Annotated in this window: 21 protein-coding genes and 1 tRNA gene; 6 read left to right on the top strand and 16 right to left on the bottom strand. The window is 67.3% G+C overall.

The window, feature by feature from the left end; translation table 11 throughout:
- Positions 1-1,464, top strand: a complete 1,464-nt coding sequence (gene argA, locus MKD50_RS07085) for an amino-acid N-acetyltransferase (protein WP_115703657.1) — start codon at positions 1-3, stop codon at positions 1,462-1,464.
- A 98-nt stretch (positions 1,465-1,562) separates the two neighbouring features.
- Complete coding sequence (locus MKD50_RS07080; protein WP_018007757.1) at positions 1,563-1,835, top strand: oxidative damage protection protein; 273 nt, start codon at positions 1,563-1,565, stop codon at positions 1,833-1,835.
- A gap of 82 nt (positions 1,836-1,917) precedes the next feature.
- Here MKD50_RS07080 and rpiA read toward each other — a convergent pair whose 3' ends face one another.
- Positions 1,918-2,604: a ribose-5-phosphate isomerase RpiA gene (gene rpiA / locus MKD50_RS07075; RefSeq protein ID WP_111517725.1), complete on the bottom strand. Its 687-nt coding sequence runs from the start codon at positions 2,602-2,604 to the stop codon at positions 1,918-1,920.
- Positions 2,605-2,775: 171 nt separating this feature from the next.
- Between rpiA and tal the strand changes: the two genes are divergently transcribed.
- Positions 2,776-3,735, top strand: a complete 960-nt coding sequence (gene tal / locus MKD50_RS07070) for a transaldolase (RefSeq protein ID WP_252666722.1) — start codon at positions 2,776-2,778, stop codon at positions 3,733-3,735.
- 43 nt (positions 3,736-3,778) lie between these two features.
- Here tal and MKD50_RS07065 read toward each other — a convergent pair whose 3' ends face one another.
- The 3 genes from MKD50_RS07065 to rnr all read right to left on the bottom strand — a co-directional run bounded on the left by MKD50_RS07065 (position 3,779) and on the right by rnr (position 7,967).
- Positions 3,779-4,546, bottom strand: coding sequence for an SIR2 family NAD-dependent protein deacylase (locus MKD50_RS07065; protein WP_252666721.1), 768 nt, complete (start codon positions 4,544-4,546; stop codon positions 3,779-3,781).
- Between the two features lie 4 nt (positions 4,547-4,550).
- Positions 4,551-5,294, bottom strand: a complete 744-nt coding sequence (rlmB, locus tag MKD50_RS07060; RefSeq protein WP_012353149.1) for a 23S rRNA (guanosine(2251)-2'-O)-methyltransferase RlmB — start codon at positions 5,292-5,294, stop codon at positions 4,551-4,553.
- Between the two features lie 78 nt (positions 5,295-5,372).
- A complete protein-coding gene (gene rnr, locus MKD50_RS07055; RefSeq protein ID WP_252666720.1) occupies positions 5,373-7,967 on the bottom strand; it encodes a ribonuclease R in 2,595 nt (864 codons plus the stop codon).
- A 70-nt stretch (positions 7,968-8,037) separates the two neighbouring features.
- Here rnr and MKD50_RS07050 point away from each other — a divergent pair.
- The 3 genes from MKD50_RS07050 to MKD50_RS07040 all read left to right on the top strand — a co-directional run bounded on the left by MKD50_RS07050 (position 8,038) and on the right by MKD50_RS07040 (position 9,576).
- Positions 8,038-8,124, top strand: a tRNA-Leu gene (locus MKD50_RS07050).
- Between the two features lie 341 nt (positions 8,125-8,465).
- A complete protein-coding gene (locus MKD50_RS07045; protein ID WP_252666719.1) occupies positions 8,466-8,900 on the top strand; it encodes an Rrf2 family transcriptional regulator in 435 nt (144 codons plus the stop codon).
- A gap of 64 nt (positions 8,901-8,964) precedes the next feature.
- Positions 8,965-9,576: an NAD(P)-dependent oxidoreductase gene (locus tag MKD50_RS07040; RefSeq protein WP_115703669.1), complete on the top strand. Its 612-nt coding sequence runs from the start codon at positions 8,965-8,967 to the stop codon at positions 9,574-9,576.
- A 42-nt stretch (positions 9,577-9,618) separates the two neighbouring features.
- Here MKD50_RS07040 and MKD50_RS07035 read toward each other — a convergent pair whose 3' ends face one another.
- The 12 genes from MKD50_RS07035 to ispG form a co-directional block, all read right to left on the bottom strand.
- Positions 9,619-10,188 carry a phosphoribosyltransferase gene (locus MKD50_RS07035; protein WP_115680522.1) on the bottom strand — a complete coding sequence of 190 codons (570 nt, stop codon included), beginning with the start codon at positions 10,186-10,188 and terminating at the stop codon, positions 9,619-9,621.
- 130 nt (positions 10,189-10,318) lie between these two features.
- A complete protein-coding gene (locus tag MKD50_RS07030) occupies positions 10,319-11,659 on the bottom strand; it encodes an adenylosuccinate synthase (RefSeq protein WP_115703671.1) in 1,341 nt (446 codons plus the stop codon).
- Between the two features lie 85 nt (positions 11,660-11,744).
- Positions 11,745-12,896, bottom strand: coding sequence for an ATP phosphoribosyltransferase regulatory subunit (locus MKD50_RS07025; RefSeq protein WP_115703673.1), 1,152 nt, complete (start codon positions 12,894-12,896; stop codon positions 11,745-11,747).
- 170 nt (positions 12,897-13,066) lie between these two features.
- The gene (gene hflC, locus MKD50_RS07020) at positions 13,067-13,975 is read right to left on the bottom strand and encodes a protease modulator HflC (protein WP_115703675.1); all 909 of its coding nucleotides are present in this window, start codon (positions 13,973-13,975) and stop codon (positions 13,067-13,069) included.
- 10 nt (positions 13,976-13,985) lie between these two features.
- Positions 13,986-15,344: an FtsH protease activity modulator HflK gene (gene hflK, locus MKD50_RS07015; protein ID WP_115703677.1), complete on the bottom strand. Its 1,359-nt coding sequence runs from the start codon at positions 15,342-15,344 to the stop codon at positions 13,986-13,988.
- 175 nt (positions 15,345-15,519) lie between these two features.
- Positions 15,520-16,779: a GTPase HflX gene (gene hflX / locus MKD50_RS07010; RefSeq protein ID WP_240072285.1), complete on the bottom strand. Its 1,260-nt coding sequence runs from the start codon at positions 16,777-16,779 to the stop codon at positions 15,520-15,522.
- A gap of 231 nt (positions 16,780-17,010) precedes the next feature.
- Positions 17,011-17,250 (bottom strand): RNA chaperone Hfq, encoded by a 240-nt coding sequence (gene hfq / locus MKD50_RS07005; RefSeq protein ID WP_012353158.1) that lies wholly within the window; start codon positions 17,248-17,250, stop codon positions 17,011-17,013.
- Positions 17,251-17,459: 209 nt separating this feature from the next.
- Positions 17,460-18,803 (bottom strand): ribosome biogenesis GTPase Der, encoded by a 1,344-nt coding sequence (der, locus tag MKD50_RS07000; protein ID WP_115703681.1) that lies wholly within the window; start codon positions 18,801-18,803, stop codon positions 17,460-17,462.
- A 218-nt stretch (positions 18,804-19,021) separates the two neighbouring features.
- Positions 19,022-20,197 (bottom strand): outer membrane protein assembly factor BamB, encoded by a 1,176-nt coding sequence (gene bamB, locus MKD50_RS06995; protein ID WP_115703683.1) that lies wholly within the window; start codon positions 20,195-20,197, stop codon positions 19,022-19,024.
- A gap of 67 nt (positions 20,198-20,264) precedes the next feature.
- Positions 20,265-20,897: a YfgM family protein gene (locus tag MKD50_RS06990; protein WP_252666718.1), complete on the bottom strand. Its 633-nt coding sequence runs from the start codon at positions 20,895-20,897 to the stop codon at positions 20,265-20,267.
- Between the two features lie 57 nt (positions 20,898-20,954).
- Complete coding sequence (gene hisS / locus MKD50_RS06985) at positions 20,955-22,325, bottom strand: histidine--tRNA ligase (RefSeq protein WP_252666717.1); 1,371 nt, start codon at positions 22,323-22,325, stop codon at positions 20,955-20,957.
- A 38-nt stretch (positions 22,326-22,363) separates the two neighbouring features.
- On the bottom strand, positions 22,364-23,656 hold the full coding sequence (gene ispG, locus MKD50_RS06980) for a flavodoxin-dependent (E)-4-hydroxy-3-methylbut-2-enyl-diphosphate synthase (RefSeq protein WP_115703689.1): 1,293 nt from the start codon (positions 23,654-23,656) through the stop codon (positions 22,364-22,366).
- Positions 23,657-23,696: the final 40 nt, after the last annotated feature.

Here is a 23,696-nt window from a genome sequence, read left to right as displayed (position 1 = left end):
ATGAACGCCAGAACCGACGCGCCGCAGACGGCGCCTGCCTCCGCTCCCACCGCCCCGGCCGCGCCGGCGCAGGCGGAGCCGCCTGCCGCGGCCGAGCTCCCCGCCCCCGCCCCGACCTCCCCCGTGCCGACCACGGCCGATCCCGATCGAAGCGGCCCCGACCACCAGCAGTTCGTCGACTGGCTGCGCATGGTGGCGCCGTATATCCATGCCTTCCGCGGCAAGACCTTCGTGATCGCCTTCGCCGGCGAGCTGGTCAAGTCGGGCGTGCTCAACGCGCTGGTCAACGACGTCGCACTGCTGCACGCGATGGGCATGCAGATCGTGCTGGTGCACGGTTCGCGTCCGCAGGTGGAAGAACAACTGGCGCTGCGCCATGTCGAGTCGCAGTTCGTCGATGGCGTGCGCGTCACCGACAACGCCGCGCTCGAATGCGCCAAGGAAGCCGCCGGCGAACTGCGCCTGGATATCGAGGCCGCGTTCAGCCAGGGCCTGCCCAACACGCCGATGGCCGGCGCCCAGCTGTCGGTGATCTCCGGCAACTTCGTCACCGCGCGCCCGGTCGGCATCGTCAACGGCACCGACTACCAGCACACCGGGCTGGTGCGCAAGATCGACGCCGAGTCCGTACGCATGTCGCTGTCGCACGGCAAGGTGGTGCTGCTGTCGCCGCTGGGCTTCTCGCCCACCGGCCAGGCCTTCAACCTGTCGATGGAAGACGTCGCCAGCGCCACCGCGACCGCGCTCAAGGCCGACAAGCTGATCTTCATCACCGAGGTGCCGGGCGTGCCCGACCCGGTCGGCAAGATGATGCAGGAAATGTCGCTGCGCACCGCGGTGGAACGGCTGCAGAACAACCACCTGCCGCCCGACGTGGCCAACTACCTGCAGCACCTGGTCAAGGCGCTCAAGGGCGGCGTGCCGCGCGCCCACCTGATCCCCTACTCGCTCGACGGCGCGGTGCTGCTGGAGCTGTTCCTGCACGACGGCGTCGGCACCATGCTGTCCGACACCGACCTGGAAAGCCTGCGCGAGGCCACGCTTGACGACGTCGGCGGCATCGTGCAGCTGATCGCGCCGCTGGAGCAGGACGGCACGCTGGTGCCGCGCGGGCGCCACCTGATCGAGCGCGATATCGCCAACTTCTCGGTGATCGAGCACGACGGCGTGCTGTTCGGCTGTGCCGCGCTATACGACTATCCGCGCGAGAACATGGGCGAGATGGCGTGCCTGACGGTATCGCAGGAAGCCCAGGGCACCGGCGACGGCGAGCGCCTGCTCAAGCGCATCGAGCGCCGCGCCCGCGCACTGGGCCTGGAGCGGCTGTTCGTGCTCACTACCCGCACCGAGCACTGGTTCCTCAAGCGCGGCTTCGTCCACGCCACGGTCGACGACCTGCCCGAGGACAAGCGCAAGCTCTACAACTGGCAGCGCAAGTCGATGGTGCTGATGAAAAAGCTGTGACGGCGTAGGGACAATCGCAACCGCGCCGCGGCCTGCCGGCCCGCTTGGCTACAATAGCGCCAGCGCCGAAGCTCTCACGAACATACCAAGGAGTCCCCATGGCCCGCACGGTCCATTGCATCAAGCTGAACAAGGAAGCCGAAGGTCTCGACTTCCCGCCGCTGCCCGGCGAACTGGGCAAGAAGATCTGGCAGAACGTGTCCAAGGAAGCCTGGGCCGGCTGGCTCAAGCACCAGACCATGCTGATCAACGAAAACCGCCTGAACATGGCCGATGCGCGTGCGCGCCAGTACCTGCTCAAGCAGACCGAGAAGTACTTCTTTGGCGAAGGCGCGGACCAGGCCCAGGGCTATGTGCCGCCGCAGTCCTGATCCGGTCTTGCGATCATGAAAAATGGGGTGCCTCGGGCACCCCATTTTGCTTGGTGACTGACGCCGGCGCCGGGCCGCGCGTTCAGTAGTCCGTGCGCTGGACCCCGTCGCCGGTGCCGAGCAGCAGCACGTCGGCGCCGCGCAGCGCGAACAGGCCCACCGTGACCACGCCGGGCACCTGGTTGACGGTCTGCTCCAGGCCGCGCGGATCGTCGATCTTCAGGCCGGCCACGTCGAGGATCACATTGCCGTTGTCGGTCTTGTAGATGCCGCCTTCCTTGGTCATGCGCAGGCGCGGCTGGCCGCCCAGGGCCTGCAGCTTGCGCGCCACCGCGGCACGTGCCATCGGCACCACCTCGACCGGCAGCGGGAAGGCGCCCATGGTCTGCACCAGCTTGCTGCCGTCGGCGATACAGACAAAGCGTTTGGCCACCGAGGCGACGATCTTCTCGCGCGTCAGCGCCCCGCCGCCGCCCTTGACCATGGCACCGCTGGCATCGATCTCGTCGGCGCCGTCGACATACACCGGGATCTCGTCGACCTCATTCAGGTCCAGCACCTTGAAGCCGTGCTGCTGCAGGCGCCGCGTCGAAGCCTCGGAGCTGGACACCGCACCCGCGAAGCGCTCCTTGAACGCCGCCACGGCGTCGATGAAGAGGTTGGCGGTGGAGCCGGTGCCCACGCCGAGCACGGCCCCTTCGGGCACTTCCTGCTTCACGTAGTCGGCGGCGGCTTGCGCGACCAGCGCCTTGAGTTCATCCTGAGTCATGACAACAGCCAGATTGCGTTGGGGGAAAAGGCGTAGTGTAGCGGATTGCGGTGGCGCGACGCGCGGGTGACGGCAACCGCGCAGGTACAATGGACCGCCCCGGTGCCGCATGCGCCCCTCACAGCCCGCGAACGCTTTTTTGCAGACGCTCAAGCAGACGACCTAGCGACCATGAACCAGCTCGAACAACTCAGGCAGTTCACCACGGTGGTGGCCGATACCGGCGACTTCCAGCTGATGAAGCAGTACACGCCGCAGGACGCGACCACCAATCCGTCGCTGATCCTGAAGGCGGTGCAGAAACCCGAATACCGCCACCTGCTGGAGCGCGCGGTGCAGGACCACCACGGCAACGGCGGCGTCGACGCGGTGATGGACGAAGTGCTGATCGCATTCGGCTGCGAAATCCTGGCGATCGTGCCAGGCCGCGTCTCGACCGAGGTCGATGCGCGCCTGTCGTTCGACACCACCGCCACGGTCAACAAGGCGCGCCACCTGATCCAGCTGTACGAGCAGCGCGGCATCGCGCGCGAACGCGTGCTGATCAAGATCGCCTCGACCTGGGAGGGCATCCGCGCCGCCGAGATCCTGCAGCGCGACGGCATCCGCTGCAACATGACGCTGCTGTTCTCGCTGGTACAGGCGGTCGCCTGCGCCGAGGCCGGCGCCGAGCTGATCTCGCCGTTCGTCGGCCGCATCTTCGACTGGTACAAGAAGCAGGCGGGCGAGCAATGGGATGCGGCCGCCAACGGCGGCGACAACGATCCTGGCGTGCGCTCGGTGCGCCAGATCTACGACTATTACAAGAAGTTCGGCTATCCCACCGAGGTCATGGGCGCCAGCTTCCGCAGCACCGCGCAGATCCTGTCGCTGGCCGGATGCGACCTGCTGACCATCAGCCCCGAGCTGCTCGAGCAGCTGGCCGGCGGCGAAGGCCCGGTGGTCCACAAGCTGTCGGTGGACCAGGCCCAGGCGGCCAACATCGCCCGCATCACCGCGGACGAGCCGTCGTTCCGCTGGCAGCTGAACGAAGAAGCGATGGCGACGGAGAAGCTGGCCGAAGGCATCCGCCTGTTTGCCGCGGATGCGGTCAAGCTCGAGAAGCTGATCGCCGGCCTGGCGCAGCAATAAGCGCCGCCGCGCGCCGGCGCGTGGCCCGGCGCTGCCCTGCGCCTCAGCCGGCCGATGGCGCCGGCTGCGGCCACAGCTGCGGCAGGCAGGCGCCCGCCGCGGCCGACAACACGATGTCCGCGGTCTGGTCCAGCGCCGACGGCTGCGGATTGACCACGATCACCGGCGCGCCATGCTCGCGTGCCACGCCCGGCAGCCCCGCCGCCGGGTACACCAGCCCCGAGGTGCCGACCACCAGGCACAGGTCGCAGGTCTGCGCGGCATGCTCGGCGCGGTAGCGCGCCACGCGCGGCAGGTCTTCGCCGAACCACACCACGCCCGGCCGCATCAGCGCGCCGCACCGATCGCAGCGCGGCGGCGTGCCGGGCAGCGCGGTCGCCTCGCTGCAGCGGCCGCAGCCATCCAGCCACTTGTTGGCGAACAGGTTGCCATGCAGTTCGATCACGCCAGCGCTGCCCGCGCGCTGGTGCAGGCCGTCGACATTCTGCGTCACCAGCGTGACCGGCTTCTGCGCGGCCAGCGCCACCAGCGCATGGTGCGCCGGATTAGGATGTACCGCCGCCACCAGTTCGCGCCGGTGCTGGTACCACTGCCACACCAGCGCGGGCTGGCGGCGGTAGGCGGCCTCGCTGGCCAAATCTTCCGGATCGAACTGTTCCCACAGTCCGGTCATGGCGTCGCGGAAGGTCGGCACGCCGGATTCGGCGGAAATACCGGCGCCGGTCAGCACGAAGATATTGCTGGCGCGCTCGATCAGCCGGCGCGCTTCCTCGAGCCCCGGGAGTGCCGGCAGACTGGAATCGTCGGCCATGGTCTCAGCGCGGCAGGCGCCGCTGGCGCACGGCCTCGTACAGGCACACGCCGCTGGCCACCGACACGTTCAGGCTTTCCACGCCGCCCGCCATCGGGATGCCGACCAGCTCGTCGCAGGTCTCGCGCGTCAGGCGGCGCATGCCCTCGCCTTCGGCGCCCATCACGATCGCCGTGGGCCCCTTGAAATCGATGTCGTACAGCGACTTTTCGGTGCCGTCGGCGGTGCCGATCACCCAGATGCCGCGCTCCTGCAGTTCGCGCAGGGTGCGGGCCAGGTTGGTCACGGTGATATAGGGCACGGTCTCGGCCGCGCCGCTGGCGACCTTGGCCACGGTGGCGTTCAGCCCGACGCTGCGGTCCTTCGGCGCGATCACGGCGTGCGCGCCGGCACCGTCGGCCACGCGCAGGCAGGCGCCCAGGTTGTGCGGGTCGGTGACGCCGTCCAGCACCAGCAGCAGCGGCGTGCCTTCGATGCCGTCGAGCAGCTCGTCCAAGTTCAGCGCGAGGGCCACGTCTTCGGCACGCGCCACCACGCCCTGGTGACGATCGGTGCCGGCCATGCCGCGCAGGCGCTCGGCATCGACCGGGTGCAGGCGCACGCCCAGGCTTTCGGCAAGGCGCACGAAGTCCTGCATGCGCCGGTCGCGGCGGGCGGATTCGATATAGATGTCGGACACGCCCTTGGGATCTTGCCGCAGGCGCGCAGTCACGGCGTGAAAGCCGATCAGGAGTTTTTGTTTAGCCATGGGCGCGATTGTACCCGCCCGGCCGCCGTCCCCGCGTGAGCGGGATCGGCGACCTGACGGCAATCCGGCGCCGATCCGCTAGTGCTTGCGGGGCGTGCGCTTGGCGGCGCTCTTGCCCGCCGGCTTGGCCGCGCGCGCCTTGGAGGCCGGCTTGCGCGGCTTTTCCAGGTGCGCGGGCTTGGGCTTGGCGGCGCGCTTGCCCGGCTTGCCGGTCTTCAGATGCGGCTTGAGCGGCGTGATCACCGCCTCGAACACCGGTTGCTCTTCGATCACCCGGTCCAGGGTTTCGTCGAACGACTCTTCCGGCTTGGAAGAGCCACCCAGCAGCGCGGCCAGCTGGCGGCCCTTCTTGCGCGCCGGCACCGCGTGCGCGGCCGGCACGCGCGGCTGGGTCTCCGCGCCCGTAACACGCGCGCGCAGCGTTTTCGCCGACGGCTCCTGCACCAGGCGGAAATCGATCTTGCGCGCATCCAGGTCGACGCGCGACACCTGCACGCGCACGCGGTCGGTGAGCCGGTAGCGGATGCCGGTGCGCTCGCCGCGCAGCTCGTTGCGGGCCTCGTCGTACTGGAAGTAGTCGCTGCCCAGTTCGGTCACGTGGACCAGGCCCTCCACGTACAGCTCGTCGAGCTGCACGAAGATGCCGAACGAGGTCACGGCGCTGACGGTGCCGGCATAGTCGCTGCCGAGCTTGTCGCGCATGAAGTAGCACTTGAGCCAGGCCTCGACATCGCGCGAGGCCTCGTCGGCGCGGCGCTCGTTGGCCGAGCAGTGCAGGCCCAGTTCGTCCCAGATGGCTTCGTTGCGGCGCGCCCGCGCCGCGGTCAGTTCGGCCTTCTGTTCGGCGTCCTTGGCCTGCAGCCTGCGCGCCTTGGGCGAGATCGCCGTGTTCAGCTCGGTGCCGTGGGCAAAGGCCGGCTGGTACTTGGTGTGCGCCAGCACCGCCTTGATCGCGCGGTGCACCAGCAGGTCGGGATAGCGGCGGATCGGGCTGGTGAAGTGAGCGTAGGCCTCGTACGCCAGGCCGAAGTGGCCGATATTGTCGGGGCTGTACACCGCCTGCTGCATCGAGCGCAGCAGCATGGTCTGCAGCATCGGCGCGTCCGGGCGGGACTTGATCTTGTCCATCACCTCGGCGTAGTCCGACGCCTGCGGCTTGTCGCCGCCGCCCAGCGACAGGCCGGCGGTACGCAGGAAGTCGCGCAGGTTCTTCAGCTTCTCGTCGCTGGGGCCGGCATGGATGCGGTACAACGCGGGGTGCTTGAAGCGCTCGAGGAAATCGGCCGCGCACACATTGGCGGTCAGCATGCATTCCTCGATCAGGCGGTGCGCATCGTTGCGCGTGCGCGGCAGGATCTGCTCGATCTTGCCCTGCGCATTGCAGACGATATAGGTCTCGGTGGTGTCGAAGTCGATCGCGCCGCGCGCGCGCCGCGCCTTGAGCAGGACCTGGAACAGCTCGTACAGGTTCTGCAGGTGCGGCACCAGCTCGCTGCGCTTGTGCGCCTCGGGGCCCTTGGTGTTGGACAGCACCGCCCAGACCTCGTTGTAGGTCAGCCGCGCCGTCGAGTGCATCACCGCCGGATAGAACTGATAGCCCTTGAGCTCGCCCTTGGCGGTGATCACGGCATCGCACACCATGCACAGCCGGTCCACCTGCGGATTGAGCGAGCACAGTCCGTTGGACAGCTTCTCCGGCAGCATCGGGATCACGCGCCGCGGGAAATACACCGAGGTGGCGCGGTCGAGCGCATCGGCGTCGAGCGGCGTGCCGGGACGCACGTAGTGCGACACGTCGGCGATCGCCACGATCAGGCGCCAGCCCTTGGCGCGGCCGATCCTGACCGGCTCGCAATAGACCGCGTCGTCGAAGTCGCGCGCATCTTCGCCGTCGATGGTGACCAGCGGGATGTCGCGCAGGTCGATGCGGTGGTCCAGGTCGGCCTGGCGCACCTCGTCGGGCAGCCCGGCGGCTTCCTGGGCAGCGGCCGGAGAGAACTGGTGCGGCACGCCGTACTTGCGCACGGCGATCTCGATCTCCATGCCGGGATCGTCGATTTCACCGAGCACTTCCACCACGCGGCCCACCGGCTGCACGTAGCGGTCGGGGAATTCGGTCAGTTCGACGCTTACCACCTGCCCCACGCGCGCCTTGCCCTGCGCCTTGGGCGGGATCAGGATGTCCTGGCTGATGCGCTTGTCTTCGGGCGCGACCACCAGCACGCCGCCCTCGCTGAGCAGGCGGCCGATGACAAAGCGGTTGGCGCGCTCGATGATCTCGACGATCTGCCCTTCAGGGCGACCGCGCCGGTCGTAGCCCACCACGCGCACCTGGGCGCGGTCGTTGTGCATGGCCTTCTGCAGCTCGCGCTCGGGCAGGAAGATATCGTCCTCGCCGTCGTCGCGGATCAGGAAGCCGAAGCCGTCGCGGTGGCCCTGCACCCGGCCGGTGACGAAGTTGGGCTGGTGCGCCAGCTCATAGCGGCCCTTGCGGTTGAGCTCGATCTGGCCGTCGCGCTCCATCGCGGCCAGGCGCTTCTGGAAGCCGTCATGCTCCTTGCGCGTGACCGCCAGCGCCTTGGCGATATCGCCTGCCGACTGGGGGGATCCCGACGTTCTCAGCACGCCCAGGATTTCTTCCCGGCTGGGGATCGGATAGTTATTCTGATTCAATTTTTTCTGGAAACTATTTGACAAAATTCTCGCGCTCTCTATAATGAGCGCTTCGGTTGTTTCGACACCTGCCCAGGTGGCGGAATTGGTAGACGCACTAGGTTCAGGTCCTAGCGGTGGCAACACTGTGGAGGTTCGAGTCCTCTCCTGGGCACCAAATTACCGGAAAACCCGCAGCGCTTTCGAGCCCTGCGGGTTTTTTGTTTTTGACGCCTGTTTCGCGCATCAGATCCGGCAACTTGCACTCCTTGCGTGGCGGCACTGCCGCGATGTCATACCTGCGAGCGTACGGGTTTTTTCCCGTCCGTGAAACCGCGCACCGTACCCCGCGCGGCAGCCGCACCACAAGGTTACGGCAATGTCGGGGAGTGTAACAGCTTCAGTGGCGATTCCGGCATTCCGGCGGCCCGTGCAAACCATTTCGCCACCACCGCTCATCCCGGCGCTTGACGCTATCCCCATGTGTAACTATGATGGTTTCACATTGCACCCGACATCATGAGCACAAGCAGCCGGTTTGCCGTAGCCGTCCATATCCTCACCCTGCTGGCCAGTTCCGCCGAGCCACTGCCGTCGTCGCTGATTGCCGGCAGCGTTGGCACCAACCCGGCGCTGATCCGGCGCCTGGTCGGCCAGCTGGCGGAGGCGGGACTGGTGGCCACCACCATGGGCAGCACCGGCGGCGCCACGCTGGCGCGGCCGGCCGCGTCGATCACGCTGCTGGAGGTGTTCCGCGTGGTCGAAACCACCGCGCTGATCACGCTGCACCAGAGCGCGCCCAATCCGGCCTGCATGGTCGGGCGCGAGATCACCGGCGCGCTGCGCAAGGTTGCCGACCGCGCGCAGGCGGCCATGGACGAAACCCTGGCCGGCATCACCATCGCCAGCATGCTGGCCGATGTCGAGCGCGGCAGCCAGCGCCGCAAGCGCTGATTTTTTTACCCTTATGTGTAACTACATCAGTTTCACATACGACTGACTCAACCAAGGAGTGACCATGAAAATCGCCATCATTGGAGCCAGCGGCCGCGTTGGCACGCGCCTGACCGACGAAGCCGTGCGCCGCGGCCACCAGGTGACCGCCATCGCGCGGCAGGCCAGCCGTTTGGCGGCGCGCGCGGGCGTGACCAGCAAGGATGTGGATGCGACCGACAGCGCGGCACTGAGCGCCGCCCTCGCCGGCCATGATGCCGTCATCAGCACCGCGCGCTTCGCCCAGTTGAACGCGCAGCAGGTGACCACGGCCGTGCGCCAGGCAGGCGTGCCGCGACTGCTGGTGGTGGGCGGTGCCGGCAGCCTCCATGTCGGGCCGGGCGTGCAACTGGTCGACACCCCGAACTTTCCCGACGCCTACAAGGCCGAGGCGCTGGCCGGCCGCGACTTCCTGAACGCGCTGCGCGGCGAGCCGCAGATCGACTGGACCTTCCTGTCGCCGTCCGCGCTGTTCGAGCCAGGCGAGCGCACCGGCCATTTCCGCATCGGCAAGGAAGACCTGCTGAGCGACGCAGCAGGCAAGAGCTGGATCTCGATGGAAGACTATGCCATCGCGATGTTCGATGAAATCGAGACGCCGGCGCATTCGCGCCAGCGCTTCACGGTGGGCTACTAAGCCCGGCTAGGTCGTGCCCGACGGCACGGCCGGCAGCCGCGCTCAGTCGCGCCCGCCGTCGTCCAGCAGGCTGGCGCGCTTGCCGCGCTTGAGCCACGCAGCGAGGTTGTGCGGGCGCAGCGTGTCGTACTCTTCGAACGGCTGGTGGATCCAGGGGTTCGACTCGAGGAAGGTGACGTGGTAGTCCGGCTCCACCTTGGAGCAGGCCTTGTACCACAGCACCGCCGAGCGCACTTCGGTCACCGCCGGATAGCGTTCCTTGAGATGGCGGCCCACGCGCTCGAGCGTGATGCCCGAGTCCACCAGGTCGTCGACCAGCAGGATCTTGCCGCTCAGCTCGCCACGGGTCATGGTGATGTACTGCGCGATGTCGAGATCGCCCTGCTGCGTGCCGGCGGCCTCGCGGTAGCTGCTGGTGGCCAGGATGGCCAGCGGCACGTCGAAGATGCGCGACATCTGGTCGCCCACGCGCAGCCCGCCGCGCGCGAGGCACAGGATCTTGTCGAACTTCCAGCCCGACTCATGCACGTTCAGCGACAGGCGTGCGATCAGGCGATGGTATTCGTCCCAGGAGACCCACAGGTTCTCGTCATCGTTGGTAGGCAGGTTCATCGTTTTACTCGTGATATCGTGCGGTCGGTTGACCGATATGGCTCGGCCCGCTTGCGCGGGCCGATTTATTTTCTGGCAGGCCGCGGCGCTCGTGGCGCGGCGGCACTGCGGGTACTGTGCAGGCAGGCGCTCAGGCCTTGTACGGATGGCGCAGCAGGATGGTCTCGTCGCGGTCCGGGCCGGTCGAGATCATGTCGATCGGAATGCCGACCACTTCTTCCACGCGCTTCAGGTAGACACGGGCCTGCTCGGGCAGTGCGTCCCACGTCTTCACGCCGAAGGTGGACTCGTTCCAGCCCGGGAATTCTTCGTAGACCGGCTCGCAGCGTGCCACGGCATCCGAGCCGCGCGGCAGGATGTCGACGGTGCTTCCGTCGAGCGTATAGCCGACGCACAGCTTGATGCTTTCGAGGCCGTCGAGCACGTCCAGCTTGGTCATGCACAGGCCGGACACCCCGTTGATCTGCACCGAGCGCTTGAGCGCGGCCGCATCGAGCCAGCCGGTGCGGCGCGGACGGCCGGTGACCGAGCCGAACTCCTTGCCGACATTGGCCAGGCGCACGCCGACCGCATCCTGGCGCGAGGGGTTGTCGTTGTCGTACAGCTCGCTCGGGAACGGGCCGGCACCGACGCGGGTGCAGTAGGCCTTGGTGATGCCGAGGATGTAGTTCAGGCGGCCCGGGCCCACGCCCGCGCCGGCTGCAGCGGCACCGGCCACGCAGTTGCTCGAAGTGACGAACGGATAGGTGCCGTGGTCCACGTCGAGCAGCGTGCCCTGCGCGCCTTCGAACATCAGGTTGCCGCCGGCGGCGTTGACCGCGTACAGCTCGGCCGAGACATCGGCGACCATCGGCGCCAGGCGCGGCGCGTAGGCCAGCGCTTCATCCAGGGTCTGCTGGAAATCGACGGCTTCGGCGCCCAGGTACTGGGTCAGCATGAAGTTGTGGAAGTCCAGGTTCTCGCGCAGGCGTTCGGCGAACTGCTGCGGGTCGAACAGGTCCTGCACACGCAGCGCGCGGCGTGCCACCTTGTCTTCATAGGCCGGACCGATGCCGCGGCCGGTGGTGCCGATCTTGGCCGCGCCGCGGCGCGCTTCGCGTGCCTTGTCGATGGCGACGTGGTACGGCAGGATCAGCGTGGCCGCTTCAGAAATGCGCAGGCGGCTCTGCACCTGCAGGCCGGCGCTTTCGAGTTCTTCGATTTCACGAAACAAAGCTTCGGGCGACAGCACCACGCCATTGCCGATGTAGCAAACCGTGCCCGCGCGCATGATGCCCGAGGGAATCAGCCGGAGAATGGTCTTCTTGCCGCCGATGATCAGCGTGTGGCCAGCGTTGTGGCCACCCTGGAACCGCACCACGCCCTTTGCATGGTCGGTAAGCCAATCGACGATTTTTCCTTTGCCTTCGTCACCCCACTGGGTGCCGATCACGACGACATTGCGTCCCTGGCCTACTGCGGATGCGGACATATTGCTTTGGTCAATAGGTTAAAAACGTATTCTACTCTTGTTGCCGGGCGATTCCGGGTTTTTGGGCCGCCGCGGCGTCGATGCGTCAGCGCGGCACCACGGCCCAGCCGGCATCCTTGCGCACCAGTTGCCGGTCGCAATTGAATTCATCCAGCTCGTGCGTGTGGCCGGGCAGCGACTGGATCACGATCTCGCCCGCAGCGCGCAGCGCGGCAATCGCGGCACGAAGTGCCGGGTCCGCATCCCAGGGCGCAAAAATCGCCAGTGCACGCACCTCGACGGGTGACAGGGCCGCCACTTCACGCAGGTCAAGCGAGAAACCCGTGGCCGGACGCGCGCGGCCGAAGGCCTCGCCCACCTTGTCATAGCGGCCGCCCCGGGCCACGTAGTTGGGCAGGCCCGCCACATAGGCCGCGAACATCACGCCGCTGTGGTAGTGGTAGCCGCGCAGGTCCGACAGGTCGATATTGACGCTGGCGCCGCGCACCTGCACCGCCAGCGCCGCCAGCTCATCCAGCGCGCGGCCGATGGCCGGGCTGGGCGGCAACGTGGCGCGGGCGCGCTCGATCACCTCGACGCCGCCGTACAGCGTCGGCAGCGCCAGCAGCGCGTCGCGCTCGGTCTGCGGCATGCCTGCGGTCAGCTCGCGCAAGGCGGGCACGTCCTTGGTTTCCAGCGCGGCGAACAACGCGTCCTCGATCTTGCGGATCGACGGCAGGCCCGCCAGCAACGCTTCGAGGATTCCCGCATGGCACAGGTCGATACGGATCTCCGACAGACCGGCCGCGGTCAGCGCGGCCAGCATCAGCTCCTGGATCTCGACGTCGGCTTCCAGGCCGGCATGGCCGTAGATCTCGGCACCGATCTGGATCGGCTCGCGGGTGGCGTGGAACCCTGCCGGGCGCGCGTGCAGCACGTTGCCGGCGTAGCACAGCCGGGTCACGCCCGGCCGGTTCAGCAGGTGGGCGTCGATGCGCGCGACCTGCGGCGTGATATCGGCGCGCAGCCCCATGGTGCGGCCCGACAGCTGGTCGACCAGCTTGAGCGTGCGCAAGTCGAGGTCGTGGCCGGTACCGGTCAGCAGCGACTCGAGGTATTCCAGCATCGGCGGCATCACCAGCTCGTAGCCGTAGGTGCGGAACAGGTCCAGCATGCGGCGGCGCAGCTCCTCGATCTTGCGCGCTTCCGACGGCAGCACGTCGGCAATGTTTTCTGGCAGCAGCCAATGGTTGGACATGGTGAATCTCTTCTCAGTCATTCAGTTGCCTGCCGGCGCAGCGCCTGCAGGGCATAACCACGATGCGGGCACCGCGCGCCCGCGCCGTCACTCCGCAGCGATGGCTCCAGCCGGACAAAACCCCGGCAAGCCGGGGTTTCGTCAATTCGCCACACGGACAAGCGACGGTGCTAGCGCTTGCCTCCGCCGTTGCCAGCGGCCGCGCCCGCGGCGCCGCCGCTGGAACGCATGTAGCGGAAGAACTCGGAATTGGGCTCCAGCACCAGCACGTCGCGCTTGTCGCGGAAGGTGTTGCGGTAGGCCTCCATGCTGCGCCAGAACTGCGCAAACTGCGGATCGCGGCCAAACGCGTCGCCATAGATCTGCGACGCCTTGGCATCGCCTTCGCCCTTGATCACCTGGGCATCGCGATAGGCCTGGGCCAGCACCACTTCACGCTGGCGGTCGGCATCGGCGCGGATCTTCTCGCCCTCGGCGGCGCCGGTGGAGCGCAGTTCGTTGGCCACGCGCTTGCGCTCGGCCTCCATGCGGCGATACACCGACTCGCTGATCGCGGGCAGCAGGTCGACGCGCTTCAGGCGCACGTCGAGGATCTCGACGCCGACCGACTTGGCGTACTCGCTCATGCCGTTGCGGATGGCCTGCATCACCTGCTCGCGCTCGCCGGCGACCACGTCGGCGACGGTACGCTTGCCGAATTCTTCACGCGCCACCGAGTCGATGCGCTGCGTCATGCGGTCCTGCGCGCCGCGCAGGTTGCCGCCGAAGGCGACGAAGAACTTGCGCGGATCGGTGATGCGCCATTTGACGAACCAGTCCACCACCATGCTCTTCTTCTCGGCGGTCAGGAAGCGCTCGTTGGCGGCGACATCGATGGTCTGCAGGCGGCGGTCCATGAACACCACGTTCTGGAACGGCGGCGGCAGCTTGAAGTGCAGGCCCGGCTCACGCACCACTTCCTTGATCTGGCCGAAGGCGAACACCACGGCGTACTGGCGCTGGTCGACCACGAACAGCATGGACGAAACCACGGCGAGCAGGATGAAAAAGCCAATTGCGAAGGAAATCAGTCGGTTCATGACGGTCTCCTCAGCGCGAGTCGCGGTCGCGGTTGCGCAGCGATTCGCGCGACCGGTTGTCCGTCGAGGCATCCGGCGCGGGCGCCGGCGTGCCCGCTGCGCCGGGCTGGCCCGGCTGCGGCGTGGCGCGGCCCTCGGCCTGCGCCATCAGCTTGTCCAGCGGCAGGTAGAGCAGGTTGTTGCCCTGGCGCGCGTCGACCAGCACCTTGGTCGAATTGGAGTAGATCTGCTGCATGGTTTCCAGATAGATACGGTCGCGCGTCACCTGCGGCGCCTTGGCATATTCCGACTGCACCGAACGGAAACGCGACGCATCGCCCTCGGCCTGCGCCACCACGCGGGCGCGATAAGCTTCGGATTCTTCCTTCAGGCGCGCCGCGGTACCCTTGGCGCGCGGGATGATGTCGTTAGCGTAGGCCTGGCCTTCGCTGATGGCGCGCTCGCGGTCCTGGCTGGCCTTGTTGACGTCGTCGAACGCGGCCTGCACCTGCTCGGGCGGCTGCACGCTCTGCACGTTCACGGACAGCACGCGGATGCCGGTCTTGTACGCCGACAGGATGGCCTGGATCGACTTGGCCAGTTGCTGTGCGATCTGTTCGCGGTTTTCATACAGCACCGCATCCATCTTGTTGCGGCCGACGATCTCGCGCACCGAAGTCTCGGCGGCCTGCGTCACCAACTCTTCATCGCCACCCCGGTCGGTCTTGTTGAAGAACAGGAATTCGCTGGCGTCCTGGATCACGTACTGCACGGTGAAGCGGACGTCGATGATGTTCTCGTCCTGCGTCAGCATCGACGAGTCTTTCAGGTTGCTGTCCTTGATCGAGGTGGAGCGGCCCACCTCGACCGAGCGCACCGCCGACAGGTTGACGACCTCGGCCGACTGCACCGGCCAGGGCAAGCGCCAGTTGATGCCGGGGCCGGCAGAGTACTTGAACTTGCCGAATTGCAGGATCACCGCGGTCTGGCCTTCCTGCACCATGAAGAAGCCGCTGGCCAGCCAGATGCCGACCACCGCGGCCACGATCACGCCCGCGCCCACGCTCGAGCCCTTGCCGGGGGTGCGCGGACCGCCGAAGCCCTGGTTGCCATTGCCGCCGTTGTCCTTGCGGCCGAGCAGGCCGTTCAGGCGGCGGTTGAAGTCGCGCCACAGTTCATCCAGGTCGGGCGGGCCGCCATCCTGCTGCGGACGCTGGTTCTGCTGGCGGTTGTCGTCGCGGCCGTCCTTCTTGTCATCGTCCTGCCCATCCCGACCCCAGCGCGGATCGTTCAGCGAGAAGATGGCGCGCAAGCGCTGCCAACCCGCGCGCAGCGCGAGGCGGCCGCCTGGTGTCAGGCTCGAATCAGCATTCCGGGGAAACTGGGGCATGAAGTGCACGGGTCCGGGGAAGTTTGTAACAGGGGGATTCTAGCAGTCATCGGCGCCACTTTTGGCCAATTCGCGCAATCCCCGCGGCAACCGCACCGGAATTGGGCAGAACCGGCGCCAAGCTGGCGCCAGGGCGGCGTGGATCCGGCGGCAAGCCCCTGGCTAGCCGCCACGCCTACAGCGGGCGCGAATCGTCCGCATCGGTGTCGTCGCCGCCAGCCGGCATGCCGCCATCACCGATCGTGCCGTCGCCGGCGCCATCGGCCTGCGGCACGTCGTCCAGGCGCGGATCGTAGGGTTGCGATTCGGGCGGGCGGCTGGCCAGCCATTGCGCCACCTCGACCACGGCCTCGCGCAGCGCGTCGAGCCCCAGCCCTTCGCGCGCGCTCAGGAACACGCGGGTCGGGATGCCGTCCGCGTCGCGCTCGATGCGCGGGCCCTCGTCCATCAGTTCGGGCGCGGCGTCGATCTTGTTCATCACCACGATCTGCGGGATGTCCAGCGCATTGATTTCCGCCAGCACCCGATTGACCTGCTCGATCTGTTCGCGGCGCACCGGGCTCGATGCATCGACCACATGCAGCAGCAGGTCGGCATGCACGGTCTCGTCCAGCGTGGCACGGAACGCCGCCACCAGCTGCGTCGGCAGGTCGCGGATAAAGCCGACCGTGTCCGACAGCACCACGTTGCCCAGGCCATCGAGGAACAGCCGGCGCGAGGTGGTGTCGAGCGTGGCGAACAGCTGGTTGGCCGCATACGCGCCGGCCTTGGTCAGCGCGTTGAACAGCGTCGACTTGCCGGCGTTGGTGTAGCCCACCAGCGAAATGCTGAGGGTGTCGTTGCGCGCCCGCGCGCGCCGCTGGGTGCTGTGCTGGCGCTGCAGCCGCGACAGATCGGACTTGAGCCGCTTGGCGCGCTCGTCCAGCATGCGGCGGTCCAGTTCCAGCTGGCGTTCGCCGGGACCACCGCGCATGCCGATGCCGCCCTTCTGCCGCTCCAGGTGGCTCCACGCGCGGACCAGCCGCGACGCGCGGTACTGCACCTGCGCCAGCTCCACCTGCACCTTGCCGACATGGCTTTGCGCGCGCTGCCCGAAGATATCGAGGATCAGGCCGGTCCGGTCGATCACGTGGCGCTGCAGGAAGCGCTCCAGGTTGCGCTGCTGCGCCGGGCTCAGCGCGTGGTTGAAGACCACCACGTCGGCGTCCAGCGCATCGGCCGCCTCCTTTAGCTCTTCGGCCTTGCCCGAGCCGATGAACAAGGCCGGATCCGGTCGCGAGCGGCGCCCCGTCAGCGTATGCACCGGCAGCGAGCCGGCGGTGGTGGTCAGCAGCGCCAGTTCGCTCAGGCTTTCCTGGAAATCATGCTTGCCGAAGTCGACGCCGACGAGGATGGCGCGCGAAGGGGCGGTATTGGAGGTGGCTCTGGGGTCCAAGGGCGGGCGCGAATGCGCAGGGAAATTCGGGTTCAGGGGAAGGGATGGCGGATCTCGGACACTGTCCTGGCCCCTGCCGGGACAGGCCGCCGCATGATGCGGAACGTGGCGGCGGCGGGCGCATTGGCAACCACCGGGCCGCGCGGCACCGGGTGCGTCGGCACGCCGGCGCCGGGCATCGTGGCGGCGCCGCCTGGCGCCCGTACGATGCCCTGGGGCAGATCAGTCAGATCAGGCCTCGGCGGAATCATCCACGCGGAAATTGACCGCGCGTGCCGGCACGACGGTGGAGATCGCATGCTTGTAGACCATCTGGGTCACGGTGTTGCGCAGCAGGACGACATACTGGTCGAACGATTCGATATTGCCTTGCAGCTTGATGCCATTGACGAGATAGATGGAAACCGGCACGTGCTCTTTGCGCAGCGCGTTCAGGAACGGGTCTTGTAGCAGTTGCCCTTTGTTGCTCATGGCACACTCCAAATTTATAGGTTTAGTGGTGAATGATGGGGATGGAAATCCCCGGTTCAAGTCAGGCGGCGCAAAAACGCGCCAGAAAAAAGATCAAAACGGTACCAAGTCGGCGTCAATGCACAGGGAACCCCCTGCTACCGTGAATTTAGCCGCAGTTCCAAACGAACGCAACGAAAACTGGCCCCGCCACGGATCCGATTCCGGACTCATTCCTTCGAGTCCGCGTACGGATTTTTGTTCGTGCGAAATTCGATGCGCAGGGGCGTGCCCTTGAGCTTGAATGCCGCACGGAAACGGTTTTCCAGGTAGCGCCGGTAGGTTTCGGCGACGCCCGACAGCGCATTGCCGTGAACCACGATGATGGGCGGATTGGAGCCGCCCTGGTGCGCATAGCGCAGCTTGGGCCGCGATGCGCCGACGCGCTTGGGCTGCTGGAATTCCACGGCTTCCTGCAGCACGCGCGTGAGTTGCGGCGTCGGCAGCTTGACCATGGCCGCGGCATACGCATCGTCGACCGAGCGCAGCAGCGCGCCGATGCCGGTGCGCTCGCGCGCCGACACAAAGTGAAAGTTGGCAAAGCTGAGGAATTGCAGCTTGCGCTCGAGGTCGTGCTTGATGCGGTCACGCGTGTGGCCGTCCAGGCCGTCCCATTTGTTGACGCCCACCACCAGCGCGCGGCCGGACTCGACGATAAAGCCGGCAATATGCGCATCCTGGTCGGAAATATCCTGCTGCGCGTCGAGCAGCAGGATCACCACGTTGGCGTCCGCGATCGACTGCAGCGTCTTGACCACCGAGAATTTCTCGATCGCCTCGAACACCTTGCCGCGCCGGCGCAGGCCGGCGGTATCGATCAGCGTATAGGGCTTGCCGCCACGCTCGAACTCCACGTAGATGGCGTCGCGGGTGGTGCCGGGCATGTCGAAGGCGATCACGCGCTCTTCACCGATCAGCGTATTGACCAGCGTGGACTTGCCCACATTGGGACGCCCGACGATGGCGATCTTGACACCCTTGCCCTCGTCCGAGGCTTCCTCGGCCAGCTCGGGACGCTCCTGCACCGCCAGCTCGATGGCTTCATCGACCAGCTCGCGCACGCCGTCGCCATGGGCGGCCGAGATCGCGTACGGATCGCCCATGCCAAGCTCGTAGAAGTCGGCCGCCACCGAGGTGTACTTCATGCCCTCGGCCTTGTTGACCGCCAGCATGATGCGCCGGCCGGTCTTGCGCAGGTAATCGGCAATGGCGCGGTCCTGCGGCGCCAGGCCCAGGCGGCCGTCGACGATAAAGATCACCACGTCGGCCTCGACCACCGCCTGCTTGGTCTGCTTGGCCATCTCGGCGACGATGCCTTCCTTGACCACCGGCTCGAAGCCGCCGGTATCGATGGCGATGAATGGACGTTCGCCGATGCGCCCTTCGCCGTAATGGCGGTCGCGCGTCAGGCCCGGCAGATCGGCGACGAGCGCGTCGCGCGAGCGGGTCATGCGGTTGAATAGCGTCGACTTGCCCACATTGGGGCGGCCGACAAGTGCGATAACTGGTTTCATGCCATAAACGGAAACGGGGGCCGGCAACTGCCGCCCCCCGGTAACTCCGGAGTCAAGGGTTCCAACGGCAGCCCGCGCCACCTGGGCGCGGGCTGCCGCTTGTCCTGTCGGGCGCGGCGCGGGTCGCCGACCCGCTGCAATTGCCGCGCCAAGGATCATGCTACCGGATTCGGCGCCGGCCGTACCGACAGGTGTACGGCAGCGCGCATAGGGTCCTGTCAGCCAGGCTGGAAACCGTAGACGTCGCCGTCGCGCGTCTGGATCACCAGGGTCTGCCCCGCCACCACGGGCGCGGCGGTGATGGCGCTGCCATCGGTCTTCATGCGTGCCACCACCTGGCCGTCTTCGCGCGACAGGAAGTGGACATAGCCTTCGAAGTCGCCCATCACCACCGAGCGGCCCAGCGCCAGCGGCGCGCCCAGGCGGCGGTTGCGCAGGTCGGCGTTCTTCCAGCGCTCGCTGCCGTTCTGGCGGTCGAAGGCATGCACCACCGATTGCTCGTCGCTGGCGTAAAGCGCATTGTCATCCTGCGCCGGGCCTGCCGGCGACGAGAAATCCTTGCCCCATTGCGGCTGGCCGCTGGCCAGTTCCAGGCATGCGACCCGACCCTGGAAGGTAGTGGCGCAGACCTGGCGCCCGCTGACCATGGGCAGGCCGGTGACGTCGTTCAGGCGCTCGATCTCCGATACGCCCTTCGGGTAGGAAACCGCGCTTTCCCAGCGCAGCACGCCGTTGCCCGGCGTCAGGACGCCGAGCTTGCCACCGGGGAAGCCCATCACGATGCCGTCGCCGGCGAACACCATGCCCATCGCCGCGCGCAGGTTCAGCGGCGTCTGCGAACGCTGGTAGATCCAGCGGCGCTCGCCGGTCTCGGCATCCAGCCCGAACACTCGGGTATCGGTAGTGCGCACCACCACCAGGCCGTTGCCGACCAGCGGTGCCGACAGGACCTCGCCGTTGACCTGCTTCTTCCAGATCTGCTTGCCGCTGGTGTCGAAGGCATAGACCGCGCCCTTCTCGCCCGCCACCGCGGTGACCGAGCCGTCGCTGCCCGGCCCGGAGGTCAGGTCAACGTCGGTCTTGGCCTTCCACAGCACGCGGCCGCTGGCGCCTTCGAGCGCCATCACATTGCCGTTGTTGGACGAGACATAGACATTGTTGCCCGCCGCGGCCGGCTGCATCGAATAGGGGCCGCTCTTGCCGACGTCGGCCTTCCAGGCCTGGCGCACCGCCAGCGTGCCCGATACCGGCTTGAGTTCGGCGGGCGGGTGCTTGTTTTCCTTGCTGAACAGCGCGCAGCCGCCCAGCGTGGCCAGGCAGGCAGCCGCCACCAGCGCACGGGAAATCGTGCGGGTGGGCTGGCGATGTACGGCACGGGAAAGCACTGACGTCATAACTTTACGGTCCTGTTGTTCGATCCGCGGGATCAACGGTATGGCAATGGTTCAAACGGCAGCCGGATCAGGCCGCGCCCAGCGCATCGAGCTTGAACTGGATGATCTGGCGCATCGCCGGCTCAGCCTGGCCCAGCTTGTCCAGCGCCTTGCGATAGGCGGTGCGGGCATCGTCGCGCTTGTCCTGCGCGGCGAGCAGGTCGCCACGGCGGTCGGCGTAGAGCGCGACGAACGCGGCCGGCGGCTCGTCCTTGAGCAGCGCCAGGCCCTGGTCATAGGCCTTCTCGTCGAGCAGCACGCCGGCCAGGCGCACGCGCGCCAGGTGCGAATAGGCTTCGTCGCCGTGGTCGATGGCCCATTGCAGCTGGCTCTTGGCGGCGGTCAGGTCGCCCGCATCGTACAGCACGCGGCCGGCGACCAGTGCGCTCATCTGGCCGTAGGCGGTACGGCCGAACTTGCCTTCAAGGTCGGTCGCGGCGCGCTTGATGCGCTCGACGTCGCGCGCGTCGGCCGCCTTGAGCACCTGCTCGTACAGCACCGCGGCTTCGCCGGCCTGCTTGCGCTCCCAGTACTTCCAGCCGTTCCAGCCGGCAAAGGCCAGCAGCGCGATGATCAGTGCCCACGTCAGCGCATTGCCATACTGGCGCCACCAGGCCTTCAGATTCTCAAGCTGTTCCTGTTCTTCTAGATCGTAAGCCATGTCGAGGCAATCACCTGCGTTGGTTGGATACTCGTGGTGTCAGGCTGCGGCGCGCGCTTATTCGCTGGCGCCGACCATGGCGTCGATCAGGTAGTCGACCAGCCCTTCGGCCGGCACGGTGGCCTGTTGCCCACCGCCTTCGGCCTGCTCGCGCTGGCGAAGTTCCTTGACCTGGACCACGCCGGCGGCCACTTCGTCGTCGCCAATGATAACGGCATAGGCTGCGCCGCTTGCGTCGGCGCGCTTCATCTGCGACTTGAAGCTGCCGCCCTTGCCGTCCGGGCTGGCGTGCAGCACCACGTCGAGGCCGGCGTCGCGCAGGCGCTCGGCCGCGACCATCGCCTGCTGCGCGGCGGCTTCGCCCTGGTGCACCAGGTAGACGTCGCAACCGACCGCCTCGGGTACCACGCCCTCTTCGCGGATCAATTCAATGATGCGCTCGATGCCCATGGCCCAGCCGCAAGCCGGTGCGGACTTGCCGCCCATCTGCGCGATCAGCGGGTCATAGCGCCCGCCGCCGGCGATGGTGCCCTGCGCGCCCAGCTTGTCGGTGATCCACTCGAACACCGTCAGGTTGTAGTAATCGAGGCCGCGCACCAGGCGCGGGTTGATCTTGAACGGGATGTTGTTGGCCTTCAGCAGGCGCTGCACGCCCTCGAAGTGCGCCAGCGATGCTTCGCCCAGGAAGTCGATCAGCTTGGGCGCGTTGGCCGCCATTTCCTGCAGCGCCGGGTTCTTGGTGTCGAGCACGCGCAGCGGGTTGGTGTACAGGCGGCGCTTGCTGTCGTCGTCGAGGATGTCCTGGAAGCCTTCCAGGTACTTGATCAATTGCTCGCGGTGCGCCGCGCGCTCGTCGGCCTGCCCCAGCGAATTGAGTTCGAGGCGCACGCCGGTCAGCCCCAGGTCGTCCCACAGGCGCTGGCACATCAGGATGATCTCGGCATCCACGTCCGGGCCGGCGAAGCCCAGCGCCTCGGCGCCGAGCTGGTGGAACTGGCGATAACGGCCGCGCTGCGGACGCTCGTGGCGGAACATCGGGCCGGTGTACCACAGGCGCTTGGGGCCGTCGTACAGCAGGTTGTGCTCGATGGTGGCGCGCACGGCCGCGGCGGTGCCCTCGGGGCGCAGCGTCAGCTGCTCGCCGTTGAGGGAATCGGTGAAGGAGTACATCTCCTTCTCGACGATATCGGTGACCTCGCCGATGCCGCGCACGAACAGCTGGGTGTGTTCGACGATGGGCGTGCGGATCTGCTGGTAGCCGTAGGCGCGCAGCATCGCGCGCGCGGCATTCTCGAAATGCTCCCACAGCGGCGCGTCGGCCGGCAGCATGTCGTTCATGCCCTTCACGCCCTGCAGGGCCTTGGCGGAGCGAATCTTCGGTTCGGTCTTGGCGGCGCCGGCGGCGGCCATGGTCTCGGTTTGCGTCATTGTGTTCTAGTCAGGCTGCTGGTCCCGGCCGGTCCGGCTCAGGCTGCCACTTCTTTGCCGGCCCGCGCAGCGCCCGGGCCGTAATGCGTGCGAACGTATTCATCTACGATCGCCTGGAATTCTTCCGCGATGCGCTCGCCGCGCAGCGTCTTCACCTTGACGCCATCGACGAACACCGGCGCGGCCGGTGACTCGCCCGAGCCCGGCAGCGAAATGCCGATATTGGCGTGCTTGCTTTCGCCCGGGCCGTTGACGATGCAGCCCATCACGGCCACGTCCATTTCCTCGACGCCCGGGTAGGCGGTCTTCCATTGTGGCATCTGCTCGCGCAGGTAGGCCTGGATGCTGGCAGCCAGCTCCTGGAACACCGTGCTGGTGGTGCGGCCGCAGCCGGGGCAGGCAATCACCATCGGAGTGAAATTGCGCAGGCCCATGGTCTGCAGGATTTCCTGCCCGACGTACACCTCTTTCTCGCGCGGCGCGCCGGGTTCCGGCGTCAGCGAGATGCGGATGGTGTCGCCGATGCCTTCCTGCAGCAGCACCGACAGCGCCGCGGTGGAAGCCACGATGCCCTTGCTGCCCATGCCGGCTTCGGTCAGGCCGAGGTGCAGCGCGTAGTCGCAGCGGCGCGCCAGCTCGCGGTACACCGCGACCAGCTCCTGGACCTGCGACACCTTGCACGACAGGATGATCTGGCTGCCCGGCAGGCCGATCTCCTCGGCCTTCTTCGCCGAATCGATGGCCGAGGTGATCAGCGCCTCGATCATCACGCTCTGCGCCGGCCACGGCTCGGCGCGCCCGGCGTTCTCGTCCATGATGCGGGCCAGCAGGTCCTGGTCCAGGCTGCCCCAGTTCACGCCGATGCGCACCGGCTTGTTGTAGCGGCACGCCATCTCGATCATCTGCGCGAACTGGGTATCGCGCTTGGCGCCCTGGCCGACGTTGCCCGGGTTGATGCGGTACTTCGACAGCGCCTCGGCGCAGGCCGGATAGTCCTGCAGCAGCTTGTGGCCGTTGTAGTGGAAATCTCCCACCAGCGGCACGTCGACACCCATCCGGTCGAGCTGCTCGCGGATCGACGGCACCGCGGCCGCGGCCTCGGGCGTGTTCACCGTGATGCGCACGATCTCGGAACCCGCGCGCGCCAGCTCCTTGACCTGGATCGCGGTGCCGATGGCGTCGACCGTGTCGGTATTGGTCATCGACTGCACCCGCACCGGCGAGCCGCCGCCGATGGTCACCACATTGTCACCCCACGCGACCCGCGCCTGGCGGGTCTGGCGGCGCGGCAGCGGGCCCGGCAGGACCGGGAGACAGAGCTGTTGGTTCATAGCGTTACCACCTTGCAAAGACGCACCTTGCCGCACCCCG

This window comes from Cupriavidus mimosae, assembly GCF_023952485.1.
In the GTDB taxonomy this organism is placed as follows: Bacteria; Pseudomonadota; Gammaproteobacteria; order Burkholderiales; family Burkholderiaceae; genus Cupriavidus; species Cupriavidus taiwanensis_C.
This window is presented reverse-complemented; position numbering and strand designations above follow the sequence as displayed.

What these genes read in the sequence shown, in the direction of transcription:
- rlmB (WP_012353149.1), bottom strand. Translation starts at nt 5,294, where the DNA reads ATGGCTAAACAAAAACTCCTGATCGGCTTTCACGCCGTGACTGCGCGC.
- tal (WP_252666722.1), top strand. Translation starts at nt 2,776, where the DNA reads ATGAACCAGCTCGAACAACTCAGGCAGTTCACCACGGTGGTGGCCGAT.
- argA (WP_115703657.1), top strand. Translation starts at nt 1, where the DNA reads ATGAACGCCAGAACCGACGCGCCGCAGACGGCGCCTGCCTCCGCTCCC.
- hflK (WP_115703677.1), bottom strand. Translation starts at nt 15,344, where the DNA reads ATGCCCCAGTTTCCCCGGAATGCTGATTCGAGCCTGACACCAGGCGGC.
- ispG (WP_115703689.1), bottom strand. Translation starts at nt 23,656, where the DNA reads ATGAACCAACAGCTCTGTCTCCCGGTCCTGCCGGGCCCGCTGCCGCGC.
- hfq (WP_012353158.1), bottom strand. Translation starts at nt 17,250, where the DNA reads ATGAGCAACAAAGGGCAACTGCTACAAGACCCGTTCCTGAACGCGCTG.
- bamB (WP_115703683.1), bottom strand. Translation starts at nt 20,197, where the DNA reads ATGACGTCAGTGCTTTCCCGTGCCGTACATCGCCAGCCCACCCGCACG.
- MKD50_RS07045 (WP_252666719.1), top strand. Translation starts at nt 8,466, where the DNA reads ATGAGCACAAGCAGCCGGTTTGCCGTAGCCGTCCATATCCTCACCCTG.
- MKD50_RS06990 (WP_252666718.1), bottom strand. Translation starts at nt 20,897, where the DNA reads ATGGCTTACGATCTAGAAGAACAGGAACAGCTTGAGAATCTGAAGGCC.
- MKD50_RS07065 (WP_252666721.1), bottom strand. Translation starts at nt 4,546, where the DNA reads ATGGCCGACGATTCCAGTCTGCCGGCACTCCCGGGGCTCGAGGAAGCG.
- MKD50_RS07040 (WP_115703669.1), top strand. Translation starts at nt 8,965, where the DNA reads ATGAAAATCGCCATCATTGGAGCCAGCGGCCGCGTTGGCACGCGCCTG.
- hisS (WP_252666717.1), bottom strand. Translation starts at nt 22,325, where the DNA reads ATGACGCAAACCGAGACCATGGCCGCCGCCGGCGCCGCCAAGACCGAA.
- MKD50_RS07035 (WP_115680522.1), bottom strand. Translation starts at nt 10,188, where the DNA reads ATGAACCTGCCTACCAACGATGACGAGAACCTGTGGGTCTCCTGGGAC.
- der (WP_115703681.1), bottom strand. Translation starts at nt 18,803, where the DNA reads ATGAAACCAGTTATCGCACTTGTCGGCCGCCCCAATGTGGGCAAGTCG.
- MKD50_RS07025 (WP_115703673.1), bottom strand. Translation starts at nt 12,896, where the DNA reads ATGTCCAACCATTGGCTGCTGCCAGAAAACATTGCCGACGTGCTGCCG.
- MKD50_RS07080 (WP_018007757.1), top strand. Translation starts at nt 1,563, where the DNA reads ATGGCCCGCACGGTCCATTGCATCAAGCTGAACAAGGAAGCCGAAGGT.
- MKD50_RS07030 (WP_115703671.1), bottom strand. Translation starts at nt 11,659, where the DNA reads ATGTCCGCATCCGCAGTAGGCCAGGGACGCAATGTCGTCGTGATCGGC.
- hflC (WP_115703675.1), bottom strand. Translation starts at nt 13,975, where the DNA reads ATGAACCGACTGATTTCCTTCGCAATTGGCTTTTTCATCCTGCTCGCC.
- rpiA (WP_111517725.1), bottom strand. Translation starts at nt 2,604, where the DNA reads ATGACTCAGGATGAACTCAAGGCGCTGGTCGCGCAAGCCGCCGCCGAC.